The organism is Microbacterium sp. SMR1, assembly GCF_003289625.1.
GTDB classification, from domain to species: domain Bacteria; phylum Actinomycetota; class Actinomycetes; order Actinomycetales; family Microbacteriaceae; genus Microbacterium; species Microbacterium plantarum.
Map to the genome: position 1 here is coordinate 82771 of NZ_QMBN01000004.1, position 17628 is coordinate 100398.

General features: G+C 64.7%; 23 protein-coding genes. 13 read left to right on the forward strand and 10 right to left on the reverse strand.

Features of this window, described 5'->3' with window-relative positions; all coding sequences use genetic code 11:
- Positions 1-107: 107 nt before the first annotated feature.
- Both DO944_RS13390 and DO944_RS13395 read right to left on the reverse strand, forming a co-directional pair.
- Positions 108-575 (reverse strand): hypothetical protein, encoded by a 468-nt coding sequence (locus tag DO944_RS13390; protein WP_112617673.1) that lies wholly within the window; start codon positions 573-575, stop codon positions 108-110.
- Positions 576-661: 86 nt separating this feature from the next.
- The gene (locus DO944_RS13395; RefSeq protein WP_146752048.1) at positions 662-1039 is read right to left on the reverse strand and encodes a hypothetical protein; all 378 of its coding nucleotides are present in this window, start codon (positions 1037-1039) and stop codon (positions 662-664) included.
- 153 nt (positions 1040-1192) lie between these two features.
- On the opposite strand from DO944_RS13395, the gene DO944_RS13400 reads away from it, so the two are divergent.
- On the forward strand, positions 1193-1567 hold the full coding sequence (locus DO944_RS13400) for a hypothetical protein (RefSeq protein WP_112617675.1): 375 nt from the start codon (positions 1193-1195) through the stop codon (positions 1565-1567).
- Between the two features lie 595 nt (positions 1568-2162).
- Here the strand turns inward: DO944_RS13400 and DO944_RS13405 are convergent.
- The 3 genes from DO944_RS13405 to DO944_RS13415 form a co-directional block, all read right to left on the reverse strand.
- On the reverse strand, positions 2163-2432 hold the full coding sequence (locus tag DO944_RS13405; RefSeq protein WP_112617676.1) for a hypothetical protein: 270 nt from the start codon (positions 2430-2432) through the stop codon (positions 2163-2165).
- Between the two features lie 40 nt (positions 2433-2472).
- Positions 2473-2748 carry a hypothetical protein gene (locus DO944_RS13410; RefSeq protein ID WP_146752049.1) on the reverse strand — a complete coding sequence of 92 codons (276 nt, stop codon included), beginning with the start codon at positions 2746-2748 and terminating at the stop codon, positions 2473-2475.
- A gap of 295 nt (positions 2749-3043) precedes the next feature.
- Positions 3044-3616 carry a recombinase family protein gene (locus DO944_RS13415; RefSeq protein ID WP_112617678.1) on the reverse strand — a complete coding sequence of 191 codons (573 nt, stop codon included), beginning with the start codon at positions 3614-3616 and terminating at the stop codon, positions 3044-3046.
- Positions 3617-3727: 111 nt separating this feature from the next.
- Between DO944_RS13415 and DO944_RS13420 the strand changes: the two genes are divergently transcribed.
- The 3 genes from DO944_RS13420 (at position 3728) to DO944_RS13430 (ending at position 7069) form a co-directional block, all read left to right on the forward strand.
- The gene (locus DO944_RS13420) at positions 3728-4996 is read left to right on the forward strand and encodes an amidohydrolase family protein (RefSeq protein ID WP_146752050.1); all 1269 of its coding nucleotides are present in this window, start codon (positions 3728-3730) and stop codon (positions 4994-4996) included.
- 106 nt (positions 4997-5102) lie between these two features.
- Entirely contained in the window at positions 5103-6146 is a 1044-nt protein-coding gene (locus tag DO944_RS15575) for a hypothetical protein (protein WP_220118357.1), read from the forward strand.
- A complete protein-coding gene (locus DO944_RS13430; protein ID WP_112617681.1) occupies positions 6146-7069 on the forward strand; it encodes a hypothetical protein in 924 nt (307 codons plus the stop codon). The genes DO944_RS15575 and DO944_RS13430 overlap by 1 nt, the downstream gene beginning before the upstream one ends.
- Positions 7070-7236: 167 nt before the next feature.
- On the opposite strand, the gene DO944_RS13435 is transcribed toward DO944_RS13430, so the two are convergent.
- The 4 genes from DO944_RS13435 to DO944_RS15695 all read right to left on the reverse strand — a co-directional run bounded on the left by DO944_RS13435 (position 7237) and on the right by DO944_RS15695 (position 10943).
- Positions 7237-8130: a hypothetical protein gene (locus tag DO944_RS13435; RefSeq protein WP_112617682.1), complete on the reverse strand. Its 894-nt coding sequence runs from the start codon at positions 8128-8130 to the stop codon at positions 7237-7239.
- A gap of 174 nt (positions 8131-8304) precedes the next feature.
- Positions 8305-9417, reverse strand: coding sequence for a DNA sulfur modification protein DndB (locus DO944_RS13440; protein ID WP_112617683.1), 1113 nt, complete (start codon positions 9415-9417; stop codon positions 8305-8307).
- A 439-nt stretch (positions 9418-9856) separates the two neighbouring features.
- A complete protein-coding gene (locus DO944_RS13445) occupies positions 9857-10762 on the reverse strand; it encodes a SoxR reducing system RseC family protein (protein WP_146752052.1) in 906 nt (301 codons plus the stop codon).
- Positions 10763-10796: 34 nt separating this feature from the next.
- Positions 10797-10943, reverse strand: coding sequence for a hypothetical protein (locus tag DO944_RS15695; RefSeq protein ID WP_181574247.1), 147 nt, complete (start codon positions 10941-10943; stop codon positions 10797-10799).
- Positions 10944-11311: 368 nt separating this feature from the next.
- Here DO944_RS15695 and DO944_RS15700 point away from each other — a divergent pair, with 368 nt between their 5' ends.
- Positions 11312-11485, forward strand: a complete 174-nt coding sequence (locus DO944_RS15700) for a hypothetical protein (RefSeq protein WP_181574248.1) — start codon at positions 11312-11314, stop codon at positions 11483-11485.
- Positions 11486-11704: 219 nt separating this feature from the next.
- On the opposite strand, the gene DO944_RS13450 is transcribed toward DO944_RS15700, so the two are convergent.
- Complete coding sequence (locus DO944_RS13450; protein WP_146752053.1) at positions 11705-11908, reverse strand: ribbon-helix-helix protein, CopG family; 204 nt, start codon at positions 11906-11908, stop codon at positions 11705-11707.
- 113 nt (positions 11909-12021) lie between these two features.
- On the opposite strand from DO944_RS13450, the gene DO944_RS13455 reads away from it, so the two are divergent.
- From DO944_RS13455 to DO944_RS16055, 8 genes are all read left to right on the forward strand, one after another.
- Positions 12022-12486 carry a multiubiquitin domain-containing protein gene (locus DO944_RS13455; RefSeq protein ID WP_181574249.1) on the forward strand — a complete coding sequence of 155 codons (465 nt, stop codon included), beginning with the start codon at positions 12022-12024 and terminating at the stop codon, positions 12484-12486.
- Positions 12483-12863: an E2/UBC family protein gene (locus tag DO944_RS13460; RefSeq protein WP_181574250.1), complete on the forward strand. Its 381-nt coding sequence runs from the start codon at positions 12483-12485 to the stop codon at positions 12861-12863. Before DO944_RS13455 ends, DO944_RS13460 begins: the two co-directional genes overlap by 4 nt.
- The gene (locus tag DO944_RS13465) at positions 12860-14236 is read left to right on the forward strand and encodes a ThiF family adenylyltransferase (RefSeq protein WP_146752054.1); all 1377 of its coding nucleotides are present in this window, start codon (positions 12860-12862) and stop codon (positions 14234-14236) included. The genes DO944_RS13460 and DO944_RS13465 overlap by 4 nt, the downstream gene beginning before the upstream one ends.
- The gene (locus DO944_RS16050) at positions 14224-14556 is read left to right on the forward strand and encodes a DUF6527 family protein (RefSeq protein ID WP_112617689.1); all 333 of its coding nucleotides are present in this window, start codon (positions 14224-14226) and stop codon (positions 14554-14556) included. The genes DO944_RS13465 and DO944_RS16050 overlap by 13 nt, the downstream gene beginning before the upstream one ends.
- Positions 14553-15494 carry an SDH family Clp fold serine proteinase gene (locus tag DO944_RS13475; RefSeq protein ID WP_181574251.1) on the forward strand — a complete coding sequence of 314 codons (942 nt, stop codon included), beginning with the start codon at positions 14553-14555 and terminating at the stop codon, positions 15492-15494. Before DO944_RS16050 ends, DO944_RS13475 begins: the two co-directional genes overlap by 4 nt.
- A gap of 151 nt (positions 15495-15645) precedes the next feature.
- Positions 15646-16197 carry a hypothetical protein gene (locus DO944_RS13480; protein WP_112617691.1) on the forward strand — a complete coding sequence of 184 codons (552 nt, stop codon included), beginning with the start codon at positions 15646-15648 and terminating at the stop codon, positions 16195-16197.
- A gap of 77 nt (positions 16198-16274) precedes the next feature.
- Positions 16275-16811, forward strand: coding sequence for an RES family NAD+ phosphorylase (locus DO944_RS13485; RefSeq protein WP_146752055.1), 537 nt, complete (start codon positions 16275-16277; stop codon positions 16809-16811).
- Positions 16812-17148: 337 nt separating this feature from the next.
- On the forward strand, positions 17149-17529 hold the full coding sequence (locus DO944_RS16055) for a nuclear transport factor 2 family protein (protein ID WP_396652025.1): 381 nt from the start codon (positions 17149-17151) through the stop codon (positions 17527-17529).
- The last annotated feature ends 99 nt before the right edge of the window (positions 17530-17628 follow it).

Consider the following 17628-nt stretch of genomic DNA (forward strand, 5'->3'; position numbering starts at 1 on the left):
GCCGGCGCCATCCGCGCCTGCCCAGCAGCAGCAGGCCGCAAAAGCGACGACAGAGCCGCAGGCGTCCGCTCCTGCAAGGCGCACCAAATACCGGCCAAAGTGTCGTTCTACCAGGACCGCGACAAGACCGCCCGCATCCGCGGAGCGATCCTGCACACCATGACTAGCGAGGCATTGAGCGGTTCCGATTCCGTGTACGAGCTCCGACTGTTCTCGTAGACCACTTCCAGAAGGTGGCCGGTGCCCAAGTCGCGAAGTTCGCGGGCGAAGGCGGTCGTCTTGCGGATGGCCTTTCTCAGGTCGTGGTCGTCAGGATGAGAGACGCGGGCGAGTGCCTGTGGGTGCTTCAGAGTGCTGCTCTCGGCGCCGAACGCGCCTACTAGGCGCTCGAAGTCATGATGGTTGTTTTGCCCCGCGGGGAGAGTGGCGTCCGCAAGCGATCGCATCGCCCGGACGACTTTCTTGCCGCCGTCGCCCGAGTTCATGATCCTCTTGCGTACTTGCTTCGTGATGTTGGGCAGCAACAGGTTCTGATTGAAGGCTATGGACAGACCGTTGCCCACCAGCACCGCCACGTTGCGGTGACCCGAACCAGTTCTCCGCATGCTCCCTACGCTAGGGCACGGGTCCACCCACCCCTCGGTAGGTCCGTGCGGGCTCGCTACAGGGATCTAACGGGGCTGACCTGGCCGTAGTTCACGCGCCGGACCTCTGCGCCCAGAAGAGAAGTGATGTGAGCGACAGCAGCTTCCTGACGCTTGGTGTAGGTCGCGGCAGCTTCGGCCGTCGCATCGAAGGGGACAGAGCCGCCAAGCATCCCGTACGAGACGTTGGTGACCTCTCCGGAGGGGGAGACGAGCAGCGCGTGAAAGGCGGAATCTGCCGCCGTGCGCCACCCCCCGTTTGCAGCCAGAACAACCCGAGCACCTGTCTCGATGTTGATCCACACCTTGTCCTGTCGATCCGCCCGGTGGCCGATCGCGTTCGTGATCTTGTCGTCGATCTCGTGAGGAAGGCCTTCTGTCGTCTGTACCCACATAGCCATGAACGTAGCGGGAGTGCGGGTGGTGCGTAACCGATCGGTTCCGGACGGGAGCGCTTCGAGTGGTATCAATCCGGCCTCGTGCCCCCTAAGACCCCGGGAGCGCCCTGCGATGCTTATGTCGTGCGTATCTGGATTAGGGCTTCTGTCATGGTGGCGGTCTTGGTGATGATGACCGGCTGCACCACAACTGCGCCGGGCGAAGCGGACTCTTTCGGTTCATGGTCTGAGCGCATGCTGGCTGAATTGTCGACGGGTGACTCGGGGCCGGCGGGCGGCGGGTCGAACACGTCGGCGGTCGGCTTCGAGGTCGGCTCGCCCGGTTGGTACACGGTTGCAGCTGCGTGCCGCGGAACTGCCGTCGTTGAGCTGATCCTGACTTCGGCGGGAAGAGAGGTCGGTTCGGTAGACGTTCCGTGTGGCGCGACGGCAACGACCGAGGTCGAGCTGCGCGATCGCGAGTTGGTCATGGAGACGGAGGCGATTGGCGACTGGTACGTCGTGCTCACAGCGGTACAGCCGTGACACGTGTCCTACAGGCCCATGACGTCTCGCCCCCGCCGGAAACGATCGTTTGCGGCACGCTCCCGGTCAGTCTTCGATGCTCTCGATACGTGAGCGCTCTGGATTCGTCTCGATAGCGATCATCGCCGGGGCGTCTTCGGGTGATCGTTAGGTGTCTTGATCTGGAGCAGAAGGTGGGACGCCGTGCCCGGTAGGGTCGGGCCGTTTCTGTGGTGAGCCCGGCCACGGCTCCGGCGGGTAGCTCCTGTAGTAGCGCTTCAGGGCGTATGCGATGCCAGCGCTCGCAAGAGCTATCCACAGCCCGAGGAGTATCCAGCGGGCGGGGTCGCCGGGCTCATCCAGCGCGTGGAGCAGCAGCAGCCCCGCCACGGGGTAGCAAAGAACACCTGCGATTAAGATCTGATGGCTTCGCCGACGAGCTGCGGGGTCCGTCGGCGGCTGAGGTATCTCCATAGTTCGCTGCACCTCCGGACTCATCATCAAGGCAGGGCCGCGCCGTGGCAATAGGAGTCACAGCCGTCTACGGTGCGCATCAACGTGCCGCAGACCTCTACCGGCTTTGGCTTTGGGTGTTCCCGAAAAGCCCGCCGCGGCGCTAGCTCTCGAAGACGTCACCGTCATCCGGTAGGTCCGCGGACGCGAAGAGACGTTGCTGTTCGAGCATCGCGTCGAGCTTCGCCCGGAAATCGGGGTCACGGGTCACCTCGCTCGCCAGCATCGACGCGACGTGCAGAGCGACGTGGAACCCGGTGTACTCGCTCGCGATTATCTTCCGCTCGATCTCACGGAGCTGTTCGGTGTCATCTCGAATCACGGCGTCGAGAGTCTGCAACGACAGGTATGCGAGCTGGTCGATGTGGCTCATGAGGAGGCGAACTTCCTTTCCGCGTCGCGGGCGATCCGTCTCATTGCAGGCCGGGCTCGATGCTGTGCAGGAGGATACTCTGCCGTTCGTACGCTTCGCGAAAGTCGACGATCGCTTGATGAGTCTCGTCGTCGCGCGCGGTGACGTCTCTCCCATCCTCGAGTGTTCTGATGGTCTTCGCGTCGAGGCGGTAGAGCGCGGAGAGCATGAGCTCGTTGATGGCCCGGATCTCTCTTTCGGTCTCTGGATCCTCAGCCCAGATGGCCAACGCTGGGGCGCCGAGGACGGGCGTATAGCCGTCGGGAAGGTCGATCACGGGACCTCCCGCCAACGGACCGCCGATCAGGAGATACACACCCACGGCTTCACAATCTCCTCGTAACGGGTCCTGGTGCAACGACAAGACGCCCCGGCGTCCGCTCGTGTACGGGGGCGGGGCGTTACCGTGCGCTGTCTCACTGCCAGCAACGGCGGTTCAAGCCGTGGTCACACCGAAGCGGAATCGCAACCGCCGTTTCTGACCGCCCCTACGCCCGGTGCTGATGTTCGACCAGAAACGATGGCGGTCTCAACCGATCAACGCACCACTGGTGGTGTCGAGCGTATCCGCGTCAGTTCGTTTCGCGGCGTAGCTCTCGGTAGATGGTGGTGCGGGACACGTCGAACAGTTCTGCGAGTTCGGCTTGGGTGTGCTTGCCTGCGGCAAGGTCGAGGAGGTGCTTTCGTTTCGTCTTGCTCAGCGTCGGCTGCCGGCCGCGGAGCTTCCCGGCGGCCTTGGCGATCTGCATACCCTCCCGAGTGCGGGCCCGGATGAGGTCCGCTTCGAATTCGGCGACCATGCCGAGGACGTTGAACAGGAGCCGGCCTACGGGGTCGTTGGGGTCGTAGACGGACCCGCCGATGCTCAGCGCAACACCTTTCCCGGTCAGTTCGTCCGCGATGTCCCTCGCGTCCGGCAGCGACCTAGCGAGACGGTCGAGCTTCGTCACGACGAGCGTGTCGCCCTCCCGGACTGCGGCGAGGGCCTGCGCGAGGCCGGGCCGGTCGCGGTTGCGTCCGGTCAGCCCGTGGTCGACGTAGACGAGCTTCGGGCCCACGCCGAGGGCCGCGAGTCCTTCGCGCTGCGCGGCGACGTCCTGCCCGGCCGTCGAGACCCGCGCGTATCCGACCTTCGTTCCGCTCACCGACTCAGTGTTGCAGATACGGCTCCGTCACCGGGCAATAATCCGTGCGGGCTATACGCGCATCCATGGCCCAGCGCCGACGCAAGTCCGGTTCGATCGGAGCGGGGAGCGGTGGACGACCGGCTATCGGGCTATCCTGATCCGGATTTTTCCCTCGGTACGCTCGCTCGCATGGGCTCGAGTCGGCTGGTCACGAAGGCGCACAGTCTGCTCGTGACGGATGCGCGGGTATGGCCGGCGCCGGATGAGCGTCTCGGCGATACGGTTTCGATCCTGATCGTCGACGGTGTTATTGAGCAGATCGGTGCGGGCCTTCAGGCGCCCGATGACGTTCCTCGGCTGAGTGCTGAGGGGCGTGTGGTCACAGCGGGGTTTTGGAACTGCCATGTCCACTTCACGGGACGGGAGTGGAGCAGCGCCGCCACCGCTCCGGCCGAGAGCCTGCAGCACGCGTTGGACGACATGCTGCTCTCTCATGGATTCACGACCGTGCTGGACCTGTCCTCGAATCCGCGCACGACTTTCGCGCTGATGCGGCGCATCGCGACCGGCGAGTTGCGCGGCCCGGAGATACTGACCGCCGCGACCGGCCTCACGCCGTGGCGGGGCATGCCGTTCTACGTGAAGGCCGATGTGCCATGGGTGCTGCGGTGGCTGATGCCCGCGCCCGCAACCAGCATCGGGGCCAGGCTGACCGTGGCTGCCCAGATTCGCGGCGGCGCGAAGCTGACCAAGCTGTTCACGGGCTCCTACGTTCGACCGGACCAGGTGAAGCCCATGCGCCTCCCGGTGGCTCGCGCGGCGGTCGCTGCGGCGCATCGGCGCGGATCACGCGTTTTCGCACACCCGTCAAACCGACCAGGTACCGAGGTCGCCGTGGAAGCGGGCGTCGACGCCTTGGCGCACGTTCCTGACGAGACCGAGGGAACGGAAACGCTGCTGCGTCAAGCCGCGGAGCGCGGCATCCGTCTCGTGCCGACGTTGCACATGTTCGCCTCGACGGTCACGACCGACGACGGTTATCTTGCGCCGATCCGCGCCGCGCTTGGCGGATTCATTCGGGCCGGCGGCCGTGTGTTGTTTGGCACGGACGTGGGCTACATGGCCGATCGCGAGACCCGCGGCGAGTATGAGGCCATGCGCGCCAGCGGAATGAGCACTGCCGACATCCTGCGCTCGCTCACCACCGAACCAGCAGAATTCCTCGGCCGCGCCGACACGGGTTCCGTGGCGGTAGGGAACCGAGGGGATCTAACGGTTTTGCAGACCAGGGACGATCCAAGCCCCGCGGATCTCGCCAACATTCAGGCCACGATCCGCGCTGGGCGGGCCATCTTCCTTCGCGACTCTCCAAGCAAACACACCGCCGACGCCCCCTAACGGCGTACACGCACGCTGAGCAATCCCTTTCGCGCGTGTTCACGTCATGAGGGCGTCGAGGAGTCGGTCGTGGCTGGTGTCCCAGCCGAGCACCCGCCGTGGTCTGGTGTTCCCCGACGCCGAAGCTGACACCGTGCTGGTGAAGGCCGACGGGTGGAAGCAGGCTCCCGCTGGCAGCGCCGTTCTACGGCAGACCCGCAACGCGTCGACCCTTGCCGCTTTGGAGACGGGAACAACGTGGTCACCGATCGATACCACCGACCGGTGGACGGCCCTTGCCCTGTCCCCAGTGACCACCGCGGCGATGGCGCGGCTTTCGGGTTCTTCGGCTTTCGTGCCGTTGGAGACCTACGGTGACACGTCCCTGGGGGCCGTCACCGGCGGGAACCGGTACTTCGCCCTTTCACCTGCCCGTGTGCGTGAGCTCGGTATCCCGAATCGGGACCTGCTGCGGATCAGCCCTCCCGGCAGCTCGCACTTGCGTGGTCTCGCACGCACGCGCAGCGCGATGGACAGGCTTGGTCGGAAAGAGCAGCCGATCTGGTTGCTGTATCCCAGCAAGAAGCCGGCGGCCGCGACGCTGCGGTACATAGCCGAGGGCCACCGCACCGGCGCCGACCAGGCGTACAAGTGCCGGGTCCGTAAGCCGTGGTGGCGGGTGCCGGTCCTTCAGGCCCCCGATCTGTTCCTGACCTACATGAACGCCGACACCGCCCGCCTCACCACAAACACCGTCGGCGCCCGCCACCTCAACAGCGTCCACGGCGTCTACCTCACTGATGATCACCGCGAGCTCGCACGAGACGTGCTGCCAATCGCGTCGTTGAACTCGATGACCCTGCTCTCCGCCGAGCTCGTCGGCCGCTCCTACGGTGGCGGCATCCTGAAGATCGAACCCCGCGAGGCCGATCGGTGGTGGATGCCCGCTCCCGCCTTTCTCGCACAGCACCGCGACGCGCTGGCTGCGCTGAAGCCGCGCGTTCAACGCCTGCTCCAATCCCGAAACCTTCTCGGTGCGGTCGAACTCGTCGATGAAGTGCTGTTCCACAAGGTGCTCGCAACCGACGAGCTGGCCGCAATCGCGGCAGATCACGGGGCGCTGACGACTCGTAGGACGGTTCGGCGACGCAGCGGTGGGGGAGCGGTGTAATGGCGCGCGACGACTCCTTCACCCCTTTCGGCGACGCCCTCGCGGCCGCAGACCTCAGCGACCCGTGGGTGCACGGGCGCGGCGATGCCCCCGACTACCGTCCCGACTACGGGCTGCTGGAGAAGCTGCTCACTATCCCAGTTGCTGCCGGCAAGGGGTGGGCGACGGGTGCGCTCGCGAACGGGGTGGACTCGTGGCTGGCGCACGAGCTGCGCCGTTCCGGGTTCAAACCCGACGAAGTGTGGCCACGCGCCACCCGCCCGCGCATCCTTCCGCGTGACATCGCGCTGCTCCTGGAGAAGCTGCCCCGGCAGTTGTCTGACGAGGTGCGCGCAAGAGTCATGGCCATGCCCGTGGTCGCACCGACAGACGCGAAGATCCTCGGCCGCGCGTACGAGAAGCAGGTCGATGTCGCGATCTCCCGGTGGGACCGCGGACCAGAGCTGCTGCTGTCGACCAAGACGCAGATTTCCTCGTTCGGGAAGAATCTCTCTAACCGCTTCGAAGAGGCATACGGCGACGCTGGCAACCTCCGCAGCCGCTACCCCCTCGCCGCGGTCGGATTCTTCTTCGTACAGCGCTCCACGATCCTCACCGACGAACCAGACGCGTACGAACGTACCGTCGACATGATCCGCAAACTCCGCGACCTCGGCGGAGCCAACGGTTACACAGCTACGGGCCTCGCCCTCGTCAGCTGGTCCGACGAAGACTCAACCGTGAAAGTGGAACTCGACAGGGTCCCGCAGCACGTGCGACCAGAGCAGTTCATGACGCGCATGATCGAGCAGGTCCTCGCTGCGACTTCAGTGTCTCAGCACGTGGACGTGCGTGGCCTCATTGAGCGTCGAGAGCTTGCGGTAGCTGATGAAGACGAGATGACCGACCTGGCGCAGAAGAGCGCTGTTGAGCCGCGCTACTGAACGCTGGTGGGCTTTCCTTCGAGGTTTGGCTCAGATCGGTGACGGGGCACTCTCACAAACACCTCGGAAGATCGCGCCGCGGACGTGGAGCGATCTTCCGAGGTGTTTGTGAGAGTAGGAGAGAGGGTGGTGGGTGCATCGAGCTCGATGCACCCACCCTCTCTATCTCACCCGATTCTGAGAGCGCGCGCGTCGACGAACCGTCGGAATTGGGCCAAGATGTCGTGACCGGCCCCGCCTGCGCGAGCAGTGACGAGCTTGTTCGTGCCGCGGCCGCGGCTCAGCTCGGGCTGCCGCTTCAGTCGCCCCTTGGGCGTCTTGAGCAGCTTGCCGTTCCGGGACGACGCCTGCTCGAGCTGAGCGAATGTCAAGATCTCAGTCTCGTAGTACCTGCCGGCGGACATAAGCAGACGCGGGCGTGCCCACCCAGCCGGGACCAACAGAAGCGGCTTGCCCTCAACAGCAGGAAGATTCACGTCGATGAGGGTCCACTCGCTGGACGTCGAGTCCCACACCTGACGCTGGACGATGCTCGTCGTGTGGGTGCCGGCAGTGAACTCGGGATACGCATCCACCATCGCGGCGGTGAAGTCGGTCAACGCCTTGTAAATGATGCGAGTAGTGATGTCCGATGTGATGTCACGGTCGATGCCGTGGACGAAGAGAGGAAGGTCCTCGAGGTGCTTCAGGATCCCGACTCGCAGCAACGCGGCGAGGTCGCCGCGAAGCGCGTCCCAGATCCAGCTGCCAACGTCGACAGATCCTCCATGACCGCGGAATCCGGTCTTGGCCATGCCCATGCGGGTCTCCCAGGGCTCCTCAAAGTGCTGCAGCAGATCGAGGCCATGTCGGTGGTCGGCGGCGTGGGCGGACATCGCGTCAGCACTCACGGCGTCGAAGAACGTATCGAGCGCCAGCACAGCGTCGGCCGCGAACGGAGAGGGTCCCCGCGACAGGCGGACCGCGTGCGGGTCGACGAAGATGCGGTTGTCGCTATGGACGTCGACGTCGTGGAACGGAACGGGACCGGCGATCCCGTAGTGGGTAGTGATGGAAGCCACGAGGGCTCCTTTCTTTCAAGGAGGCCCTCCGAGAAGCGAGGCCGGTCGTCCGGCGTCTGGGAACTTCGGGTACGCTGACAGTAGTGACTGCACGTCTCTACCAGCGCCTTCGGGCCTGGGTTCGGCTCCCATCCACTGGCATGGATAGGGGCCGAAGTTTTTAGGCGGGATCGTTCATCGGATCTTTTCGTCTGGGAGGCCTACTCGGTTCAAGAGCTCGGCGGCGACGGCTCGCCGAGACTGGAAACTCATCCGGAGCTGCGGTCTACCGTTCGCGTCCACCAGGGCACCAATCCTTTGCCATGTCGGGTTGCGGTAGGAGAAGTAGTCAACAGTTTCGCCGGCAACGAAGACGGGTTCACCTAGTCGGGTGAGAACCGCAGTCGGATCGAGTTCCTTTGCGTAGATCGCGGAAGCCACGGCGATGAGGCCATGAATCGACAGGGCCGTGCCAGCCATAGACGTTCCCCTGAGTGAGGTCCGTTCGGTCTTCCCTAGCCTTCCGAACTCTGGTCGGACGGCAACTAGGGCGTCCCAGAAGTTGGCGAGGAAGGCCGCCTGGGATTGTTCTTCAGAGGGGCTGGTCGGCTCGCCTTTCCAGAACGACTCCATAGCCTGGGTCAGTGTGTTGAAGGCGAACAGTTTCGAGCTCGAGGCGGAAACAGTGTTCTTCAACACTTCGACGTTCTCTACGCCGAGGTGGGGACTCTGCTCCAGAAGCATCCTGGCGATGCGCTTCTCCCCGTCGTCCTGGTAGGCGAACTTGGCAGCAGTGTCATTGACCTTGTCGCCGCGGGTGTTGTAGTCCGACCCGACGCGCGCAGCGAGCTGGTCATCTGCGATCCAGATGCGGGTCGCGAACTTCGTGTGCACGTCGAACGAGCCAACCGGATTGCGTGCGGCACGGTTGATCGCGGTGATGCGCGACTGGGAGTCGACTGCGGTGTCGAGGTGGCCTGACCATAAGGTGAGCGTGTAGTCGCCGTCTTCGTCCTGCTCGACGTCGTAATCACACCTCGTGGGGTCGAGGCGCACGCTCAGGTTTCCCATCACTGCGCTGTTGGCCAGCAGCTCCTCGGTCCACCGATCTACCTTCCGCTTAGTCTTGGCCCCCATGCGACCGCCGTCTTGCCAATCGGGTCGGATGTTGCCGCCAAACTCCAATACCCCGGAATCCAAGTTTTCAGAGAACCAGGATCCTGACATCACTCCCTCGTAGTGGGTCGCGCCCGCGTCGTTCACGGGGCGCAGGTGACGGATCACCGCCAGCGGCATCATCTTGTTCATGGTTCTCCTTACGTGGTCGGTACGTGCGAACTTACACCGGTACGTGCGTTTGTGCAAGGGGTACGTGCGATACTAGAGCCGGCTAGCCGGGGTGTGGAGGTATTCACAGCCGCTCGACCGCCCGAGTTGAGGGCTCCGAACGATGCTGCCGCGTCTCTGCGCGGGGTCCCTGTCGAGGAGGGTTGCGGCCGCTCCGCGCGCCTGCATTGGCAAGGAACGGACGATCGAGAGCTCCCGCAGCAGCGCGCGTGCCGTGCAGCGCGCTGCGCTCCTTGGGTCGAGGGTGATTCCCTGCGCTATCTGGGCGCAAGTCGGCGTGGCGGAGCGTCGTCTTCGACCGTCAGTCGAGGGCCGTGACCGGTGGACAGTCGATGCTGCATAAGCACGGCCGGCGCCGATCGAATAGTATCGGCACAACTGGCCGATCAGGCGGTAATTCTCAGCGATCGAATACAGGGTAGGACGCCGCCGGAACACGACGATTGTGGGGGTTTCGGAGATCTCCGAGTGGGTTGCCCGTGTGCTCGTACCGCTCCCAGTAGAGCGCCTTCGGGATCTTCCGGCGCAGTTCGGATCGGATGCGAGCGAGCCGGCGGCCCGGGCTGTCGGCCGAAGCAAGCATGTGTACGCCGACTATCGTCAGGGCGGTACCCCCAATACCGCCAATCAAGGCGGCGATGCCCAGCGGAATGCCGAGGAACGCAACGCCCACTAGCGCCAGTGCTATCGGTAAGACGAAGACACCGGGCACCAGGATGCCACCAACGACCTTCCGGGCGGTACGCGAAGGCTCTGGCTTCGCGTATTCGTTGAACCATGAGGCGATCGTGGTGTCGTGGAAGGGCTGGTTCCATGCGAGCGAGGGCTTCCCGTCGGTGACGAGGGTCCAACGGACCGCGGCCTGCTTGCGCACGATCGACGGCCGGAGGATGACGCCCCGTTCCTCTAGTGCGATGTCGGCTTCATCGAGTTCGTGGCTCACTGAAGCTTCCAGCTCACCGAGAACGGGTACGCCCAGGTCGATCCGTAGCGGCTCGCCGTTGAACCGTTCCTTCGTGAAGTCGCGCTTGCCTGTTGACCAGAGCCACAGCTCGACGCGATGCGGGTCTTGCACGGGGGCCCCGTTCACGACGTATCCAAAATCCGCCAGATCTGAAGTCGCTCTCGGGTTCTTCATACTCTCGCTGAGGGTGTCAACCCAAAGCTCGTAGTCTTCGACCTGCAACTTTCGTTTGTCCAGCCACCATGGGATCAGGCCCAGCAGGAACGAGGCGATCACGAGCGTTACGCTCTCGCCGAACCGTGAACCGAAGAGGTACCACTCCGTCACGATCGTGGCTGCCAAACGCTGAGAGAATCCATATCGCAGAGGGTATCGCCTACCCGTGTTGCGTGCGGCGCCGCAGCGCGACGGTCTTGTCGACGCGCAGTCCGGTCCACCTGTCGCCGTCGTCTGTGACGACCAGCAGCAGCTCGTGGACGCCGGCCCGGTCGACCGCGGCCGCGTACCTTTTGTCCGTTCCCATCGTGGCTCCCACAGAACAGGGTGGCGGCGATCGAACGTATGTTCGATACTCTCGCGAGGCCTCAAAACGACCAGCGGGCGGCTCAGAATTCGCGATCCGGCGCCAGTTTCACCTATCCGCAATTTCGGGCCCGAATTATAAGCGCCTCGCTCATAAAAACCCAATCAATGCGGTATAATCATTATGTAGGCGTTTCTTCGGCGTCTACACGGGCATTGCTGCGCATTGGGTGCAGAAACGACGATGCCCCAGAGAGGTCAGAGTCTCTGGGGCGGGTCGGGCTCGTTTACCTGAAAGGAAACAATCCATTGAGTCAACTACAGAATACGCCACGGGGCGCGGATGGGCAAGTCGCGGACGCGAGCGATGTGGTGGTGTCGTTCCCGGGCTTCTTGGCCCGATGTCGGTCGTGGCTGCTCGCGCTCATCATCGTCGCGTTGGTCATCGTCGGCGTCTTGCTGTGCCTCATCGTGCTCGCTGTCATCGGCTGGGCGTCGCCGGTCGAGCTGACACAGCTCGTTGACGCGCTCACGAGGCGGTGACGGCTGTACGCTGACGCGCCGGTTCGGTTGGAAGCTCGCCCGTCGTTCTTCCAACCGAACCGGCTCACCAGCGGGGTCCTGCGCATGTCAGTAAACTGACATAACGTCGATTATCGGTGAAACGCCGAGTGGACGTGAAGCAGTCGCCATGACACTCGGTCTACAGACATAGAGAGGGCGTCCGGCACACCTGTCGGACGCCCTCTCTATGTCTTGCGCTCAGCGCAGGAGGCCCTGCGCTCGCTCGATCCGCTCCCGAAGTCCCTCCTGGAACTGGTCACTTTGGCTGACGGTTTCGATGTGGGTGGCGATAGCCGCTCGGATCACGTCCGAGATGGGTCGGTTCTCGATGCTGGCAACCGTCTCTAGTTGCTCGGCTTGCTCGACCGGCAGGCGAATGGTCATTGCTTTCTGTTCCGGCATGCCCATAGTTTGCCACCTAACAGAGGGTATTGCAAGATGTAATGATTACACGGTGCGTTGCACCTACGGTGTGTGGTATCATGGTATCACCTACTAGTCCTGAGGAGGACAACATGAGCGACAGCTCCGCATCCCGCGCAGGGAAGATCACCATCCACATCGACGGCGAGCCCTACAAGATCCACGCCGGTCCGATCCCCGTCGCCGCGCTGCGCGCATTGCGCCGTCCGGCCGTCCCGGACGACAAGGATCTCTGGCTGGACATCGAGGACGAGCAGGACCAGGAGCTCGACCCCGCTGGCAGCATCAACGTCACCGACGGCATGCGGTTCTTCACCGAGATCGACGCCATCACCATCCGCATCGACCGCGTCGAGTACGAGGTCTTCGAGCGCAAGATGACCGGCGCCAAGCTCCGCACTCTGCCGAGCCCGGACGTCGCCGCCGACCGCGACCTCTGGCGCGACATCCCCGACAAGCGCGACGTCAAGGTGCAGGACGAGGACATCGTCCACCTCAAGGAAGGCATGCGGTTCTTCACCGCCCCCGGCCGCATCAACCCCGGACAGGAGTCGTGAAGCTCCCCGAGCCGGACCGCGAGTTCCTTGACCGGTCCGGAATCGCCTACCGCGTCTTCGACGACGGCGGCATGCTCAACGTCGAACTGATCGACTTCCCCCTGCCGCCCGGGCTGAACGCGACCACCGCCAGCGTGCTGTTCCGTCTCTCGGCCAGCTACCCCGACACCCCTCCGGACATGTGGTGGATCATCCCCCACCTGACCCCGGTCGGTGGCGGGGTGATCCCCGCCACGGAGATCATCGAGACCTACGACAGCCGCAGCTGGCAGCGCTGGTCGCGGCACCTCGACCCGGCCACCTGGCGGTCCGGAATCGACGGGTTGGAAAGCTACGTGCGACTGCTGCGCACCGAGCTGTGGGGCGCCGCCGCATGAGCGCCACCCTCCGCCTCGCCGGCCCCCTGCACGACGGGCTGGTGGCCATGGCCACCAGCCCGATCGAGACGGGCGCCGTGCTCCTCGCCCACCAGCTCGTCACCGACACCGGCGAGGTCATCCTCCTCGGCGACGAACTCATCGCCGTCCCCGACGACGCCTACGAGGTCCGCACCGACCGCGCACTGCAGATCACCTCCGACGGGTACATCCACGCCCTCAAGACCGCACGCGATCGTGGCGCGATCGCGCTGTGGGTCCACAGTCACCCGGGCGACCGTGCGATCCCCCGCCCCAGCATCCACGACCGCGGCGTCAACGATCAGCTCGAGCCGCTGTTCGGCGACCGCACCGAGACCGACCAGTACGGGTACCTCGTGGTCAGCCACGACAGCGGTGCTCTGACCTTCACCGGCGAGCTTAGCGGGCATATCACCACCCCGATCACGCGGCTGTCCGGGATCGGGGAGCGGTGGATCTTCCGTCCCGCCTACGACTCCCCCGCGGGGGCAGACCGCGCCCTGTTCGACCGGAACATCCGCGCGTTCGGCGACGGCATTCAGAACACCATCAGCAGCCTCACCGTCGCAATCGTGGGCGCCGGGGGCACCGGCTCGGCCACCGCCGAGCAACTCGCCCGCCTCGGCGTTCGGTCCTTCATACTGATCGACCCCGACACCCTCTCCGACTCCAACACGACCCGCGTCTACGGCTCCACCCCCGCCGACGTCGGCCGGACCAAGGTCGATGTCCTCGGCGACCACCTCGAACGCATCGCCGACGGGGTGCACACCACTCGCATCCAGGGCACCATCCTCACCGAACGCATCGCCCGCGCTCTCATTGGCGCCGACGTCGTGTTCGGCTGCACCGACGACAACGCCGGGCGTCTCCGGCTGTCTCGCCTGCCGTACTACTACCTCATCCCCGTGATCGACTGCGGCGTCCAGCTCCCCGCCGACGAGCACGGCATCATCGCCGGCGTCTTCGGCCGAGCGACCACCTTGCACCCGGGCGCCGCCTGCCTCACCTGCCGGGACCGGATCGACTTCGCCCTCGCCGAAGCCGAGACGCGCTCCGCAGATGAGCAGCAGCGCCTCGAGAAGGAGGGCTACGCCCCGGCCCTGCCCGGAGTGGAACCGGCCGTGGTCACCTTCACCACCCTCGTCGCGGCGACCGCCGTGAGCGAGCTGTTGGAACGCCTCGTCGGCTACGGCGATACCCCCACCCCGTCCGAACTGATCCTCTACATCCACGACCGCACCCTCCGCGGCAACATCGAGGACCCGCACCCCGGGCACTACTGCGACCCGACCACCCGGCGGGTCGGAACCGACCGTGACATGTTCCTGGGGCTGAATTGGACCTCCTGAACCGGTTCCGATACTGGCGGCGATGGAAAGTCGGTCTGCACGTCGATTCCGTCAACGACGTTCCGACCCGCCTCCGCCGCCGACAGGCCGCCATCGTCGGCACCAGCCACCAGAAATGGCTCGCCTTCGACTGCCCCTGCGGAAACGGGCACCGGGTGCTCCTCAACCTGGACGACAACCGCTACCCTCAGTGGCGCATCGCCAGTGAGCTTCCGCTCACACTCATACCCAGCGTCGACGAAGAAAGCGCCGCTGGTCACTGTCACTACATCGTGCGCAACGGACGCATCCGATGGGTCGAACGAAAGGGCCGCCGATGACCACCGAGCCGAATCCTGGCGAGGGCGAGAAGCCCGAAACTTTCGTCCCGACACCGGTTCCGACCCCTGAGCCAACCCCAGGCCCGCGTATCCCCTCAAAGACCCCTCTCTACGAGGCGATGAACGCTGCCCGCTACGCGCGCCAGGCCCTCATCAAAGAGATTGAGAAGCTCACCGAGACCAGCCTGATCTGCTACGTCTCCCCGAACTCCGAGATCGAGCGAGACGATGTCACCGCCATGGTCGACCTTCTGCACAACACGGTCCCGGGCGCCCCCATCGATCTGATGCTGCACTCACCAGGCGGAGACATCGACGCCGCTGAGAAGCTGATCACCCTCATCCGCAAACGAGCCGGCACCGCACCCGTCAGAGTGATCGTGCCTGACTACGCCAAGAGCGCCGCCACCCTCATCGCCCTCGGCGCCGACGCCATCCTCATGTCCGACTCGTCAGAACTCGGCGCCATCGACCCCCAGGTGGACCTCCCCAACGGCAAGGGGCACCTCCAAACCGTCTCCGCACAGGGCTACCTCGACGCGTTCAACAAGTGGGCGAAGATGCTCCGCGAGAACCCCACCGATCCCGTCGCCCGCCTGATGCTCGACAAGATGGAACCGAGCACCATCCATCGGTTGGAGCAAGCTACGACGCGGTCGCGAAAGATCGCGGCCGCCCTCCTGGGGACGGGCATGATCAAAGACGAGGCCGATGCAAGCGCGATCGTGGACGACCTCAGCAATACCGACAAGTGGCACTCCCACGGACAGATGATCCCCCAAGAAGCGCTGCTCAAGCTCGGGCTGAGCGTCAAATACCTTGCCCCACACGACCAGCAGTGGCAGCTCTACTGGCGCCTTTTCTGCCTCCAGATCACGGCGGCCAACGGTTCTGTCAAGCTCTTCGAGGGGTCCTACGCTTCGCTCGCGTTGCCGTAGCGAGGGGCGTGCAAGGTCGACGACGTCCAACGACCTCTCAGAGCGGCCGCCTGTCCGCACCGGGCGTCACTCCCCCCATTGAAGACGGCGGTTGACACGGTAGACGTGCCCGCGCATACTGGGTGGTAGACATGGTAGACATGGAGGAACGGTGACTACTCTCGCACCCGAGGACCCGCAACGGCGCCAGGAAGAGCAGGCCGCGAAGGTTCTGAAAGACCTGTTCGGGAGCAAGGTCGACGCCCTCGTCCGAGGCGGAGTGAAGATCAGTGTCATCACCAAGCCCGAGACCGTCATCCAGGACATCGTCGACCGCCTCGCCGTGACAACGAGCCCCTGGGCCGACATCATCGGACCCTGCTACACCAGCGGCAGCCTCCAGCGCGAGCTCGGTGTCGAGCGTGGCGCCATCTCGAAGGCAGTGAAAGAGCGCCGCGCCCTCCGGCTGCCGACCGCCGACGGCGACAACCTCTACCCAGCCTTCCAAGTCCGCAACCACCGGCTCGTACCGGGGTTGAACAAGGTCCTTGCCGTGCTGCAGACCGGGATCGACGACCCGTGGACGTGGGCGCAGTGGCTCAACACTCCCCTGACTGACGACAACGGTCAGGACCTGCCTCGCGCTATCGATCTCCTCGCAGCGGGCGAACTAGACGCCGTGCTCACAGAAGCACGTCACGACGCCGCGGCCTGGGCCGCGTGACCGCCTCGCAAGCCGCCCCGGCCGCCGGGGCTACCCTCAGCGCCTTCCCCGAGGTCACCGTCCCCGCAGGGACAGCCATGTACCGCTCGCACAGCACCAGTCGCGGCGCCTGGTACTTCGACAACGGCTTCGAGGGACGGTTCAACCTGCACGGGGCCCGCGGGACGTGCTGCACCGCGTCGAGCGTGGACACTGCCGTGCGCGAGAAAGTGCGTGGCCGGGCGTCACGCACAGGAGTCGTCTCCCGAGACCTCGCCGACTCGTTCGTCGTGTCCATCGTTACCGCCCCGACGGAGCACCGTTGTGCTGCCGTGAGCCATGTCGACGCCGCAAAGCACGGCATCGTGCGCGAGCTGACGACGATGGCGGACTACTCGGTGCCTCAGGCCTGGGCGAAGGCATTCGAGGACGCTGGCTTCGACGGGGTGTTCTACGCCTCGGCGTTCACCACCGGCGAACCAGCCGCTTACGCGCTCTTCGGTGACGCGGGCGTACCGGACCCGAGCGCGGGTCACACAGCAGCCCACTACATGAGCGGTGAAGAGGCCTGCAAAGACCTCGGTTGGACCGTTGCCGATAGGCCTGTCAGGGGGAACATGACGGTCATTGGCTGACGCTCCACGGCTCGGCGGGCGTCACCGACCTCGGGATAGATCGCCGTCATGGCCGCATACGGGAAGCTGAGCCACTTTTCCCCCGCGTGCACGGCAATCCGCTGGTTCGAGGCGACCACGCGGACAGACACCGGTCGCTGCAAGAACGGCGCGTACTGCGCCTCGAGTCAGGCGGGTGCCAGCGGTATGTGCCCGTGACCAGGATCCAGGTGGGGGTTGTCGAGAGGGGGAAGCTTCGTCTTGGTGGCACGTCCCCTGGGGCGAGGCTGACGCTCCTCGTGATCATAGGGGCGTCTCGCAACCACAACTCTCTGCGACCGACAGCTGAGCGGTCAGCATGTGCGCAGGTTCTGGCGTATCTGCGAGCCGAGCGAGAGCCTGTGTGGCGAGGGTGCCAACGTCCATGAGAACAGCGAACATAGCGACTCTCCGGGCTCTAACGCACGCCTGGATGACTCTCGAGCTCCCCAGCGGCGAAACGATTGGCAGCGATGCTGACCTGAGCGCGTACTCGGATGGCACGACCCGATTCGATGAACTGAAAGAGGTCTACCGCCTCACCCGCGAACACAACGGCTGCGCGAGCATCACGTCCTTCATCGACGTCATAGCAGTACAAACGGGACATCCGCTCCGGGGTCGGTTCAGCTACTGCCGACGCTGGGCAATCCTCGATGACCGATGGCTACTCATTTCGGTCAGTGTCGACGTCGGCTAGGAACCGAAATCTCGACTACGAGCGCACCCCCTCTTCCAAACACACGAGGCGGGCCGGCCGTGACATAACCGACGACTATCGGTGCCCTCGGCATCGGCT

What these genes read in the sequence shown, in the direction of transcription:
- DO944_RS13400 (WP_112617675.1), top strand. Translation starts at nt 1,193, where the DNA reads ATGGTGGCGGTCTTGGTGATGATGACCGGCTGCACCACAACTGCGCCG.
- DO944_RS16055 (WP_396652025.1), top strand. Translation starts at nt 17,149, where the DNA reads ATGTGCGCAGGTTCTGGCGTATCTGCGAGCCGAGCGAGAGCCTGTGTG.
- DO944_RS13485 (WP_146752055.1), top strand. Translation starts at nt 16,275, where the DNA reads ATGTACCGCTCGCACAGCACCAGTCGCGGCGCCTGGTACTTCGACAAC.
- DO944_RS13430 (WP_112617681.1), top strand. Translation starts at nt 6,146, where the DNA reads ATGGCGCGCGACGACTCCTTCACCCCTTTCGGCGACGCCCTCGCGGCC.
- DO944_RS13455 (WP_181574249.1), top strand. Translation starts at nt 12,022, where the DNA reads ATGAGCGACAGCTCCGCATCCCGCGCAGGGAAGATCACCATCCACATC.
- DO944_RS13395 (WP_146752048.1), bottom strand. Translation starts at nt 1,039, where the DNA reads ATGTGGGTACAGACGACAGAAGGCCTTCCTCACGAGATCGACGACAAG.
- DO944_RS13440 (WP_112617683.1), bottom strand. Translation starts at nt 9,417, where the DNA reads ATGAACAAGATGATGCCGCTGGCGGTGATCCGTCACCTGCGCCCCGTG.
- DO944_RS13475 (WP_181574251.1), top strand. Translation starts at nt 14,553, where the DNA reads ATGACCACCGAGCCGAATCCTGGCGAGGGCGAGAAGCCCGAAACTTTC.
- DO944_RS13405 (WP_112617676.1), bottom strand. Translation starts at nt 2,432, where the DNA reads ATGAGCCACATCGACCAGCTCGCATACCTGTCGTTGCAGACTCTCGAC.
- DO944_RS13465 (WP_146752054.1), top strand. Translation starts at nt 12,860, where the DNA reads ATGAGCGCCACCCTCCGCCTCGCCGGCCCCCTGCACGACGGGCTGGTG.
- DO944_RS15695 (WP_181574247.1), bottom strand. Translation starts at nt 10,943, where the DNA reads ATGGGAACGGACAAAAGGTACGCGGCCGCGGTCGACCGGGCCGGCGTC.
- DO944_RS13450 (WP_146752053.1), bottom strand. Translation starts at nt 11,908, where the DNA reads ATGCCGGAACAGAAAGCAATGACCATTCGCCTGCCGGTCGAGCAAGCC.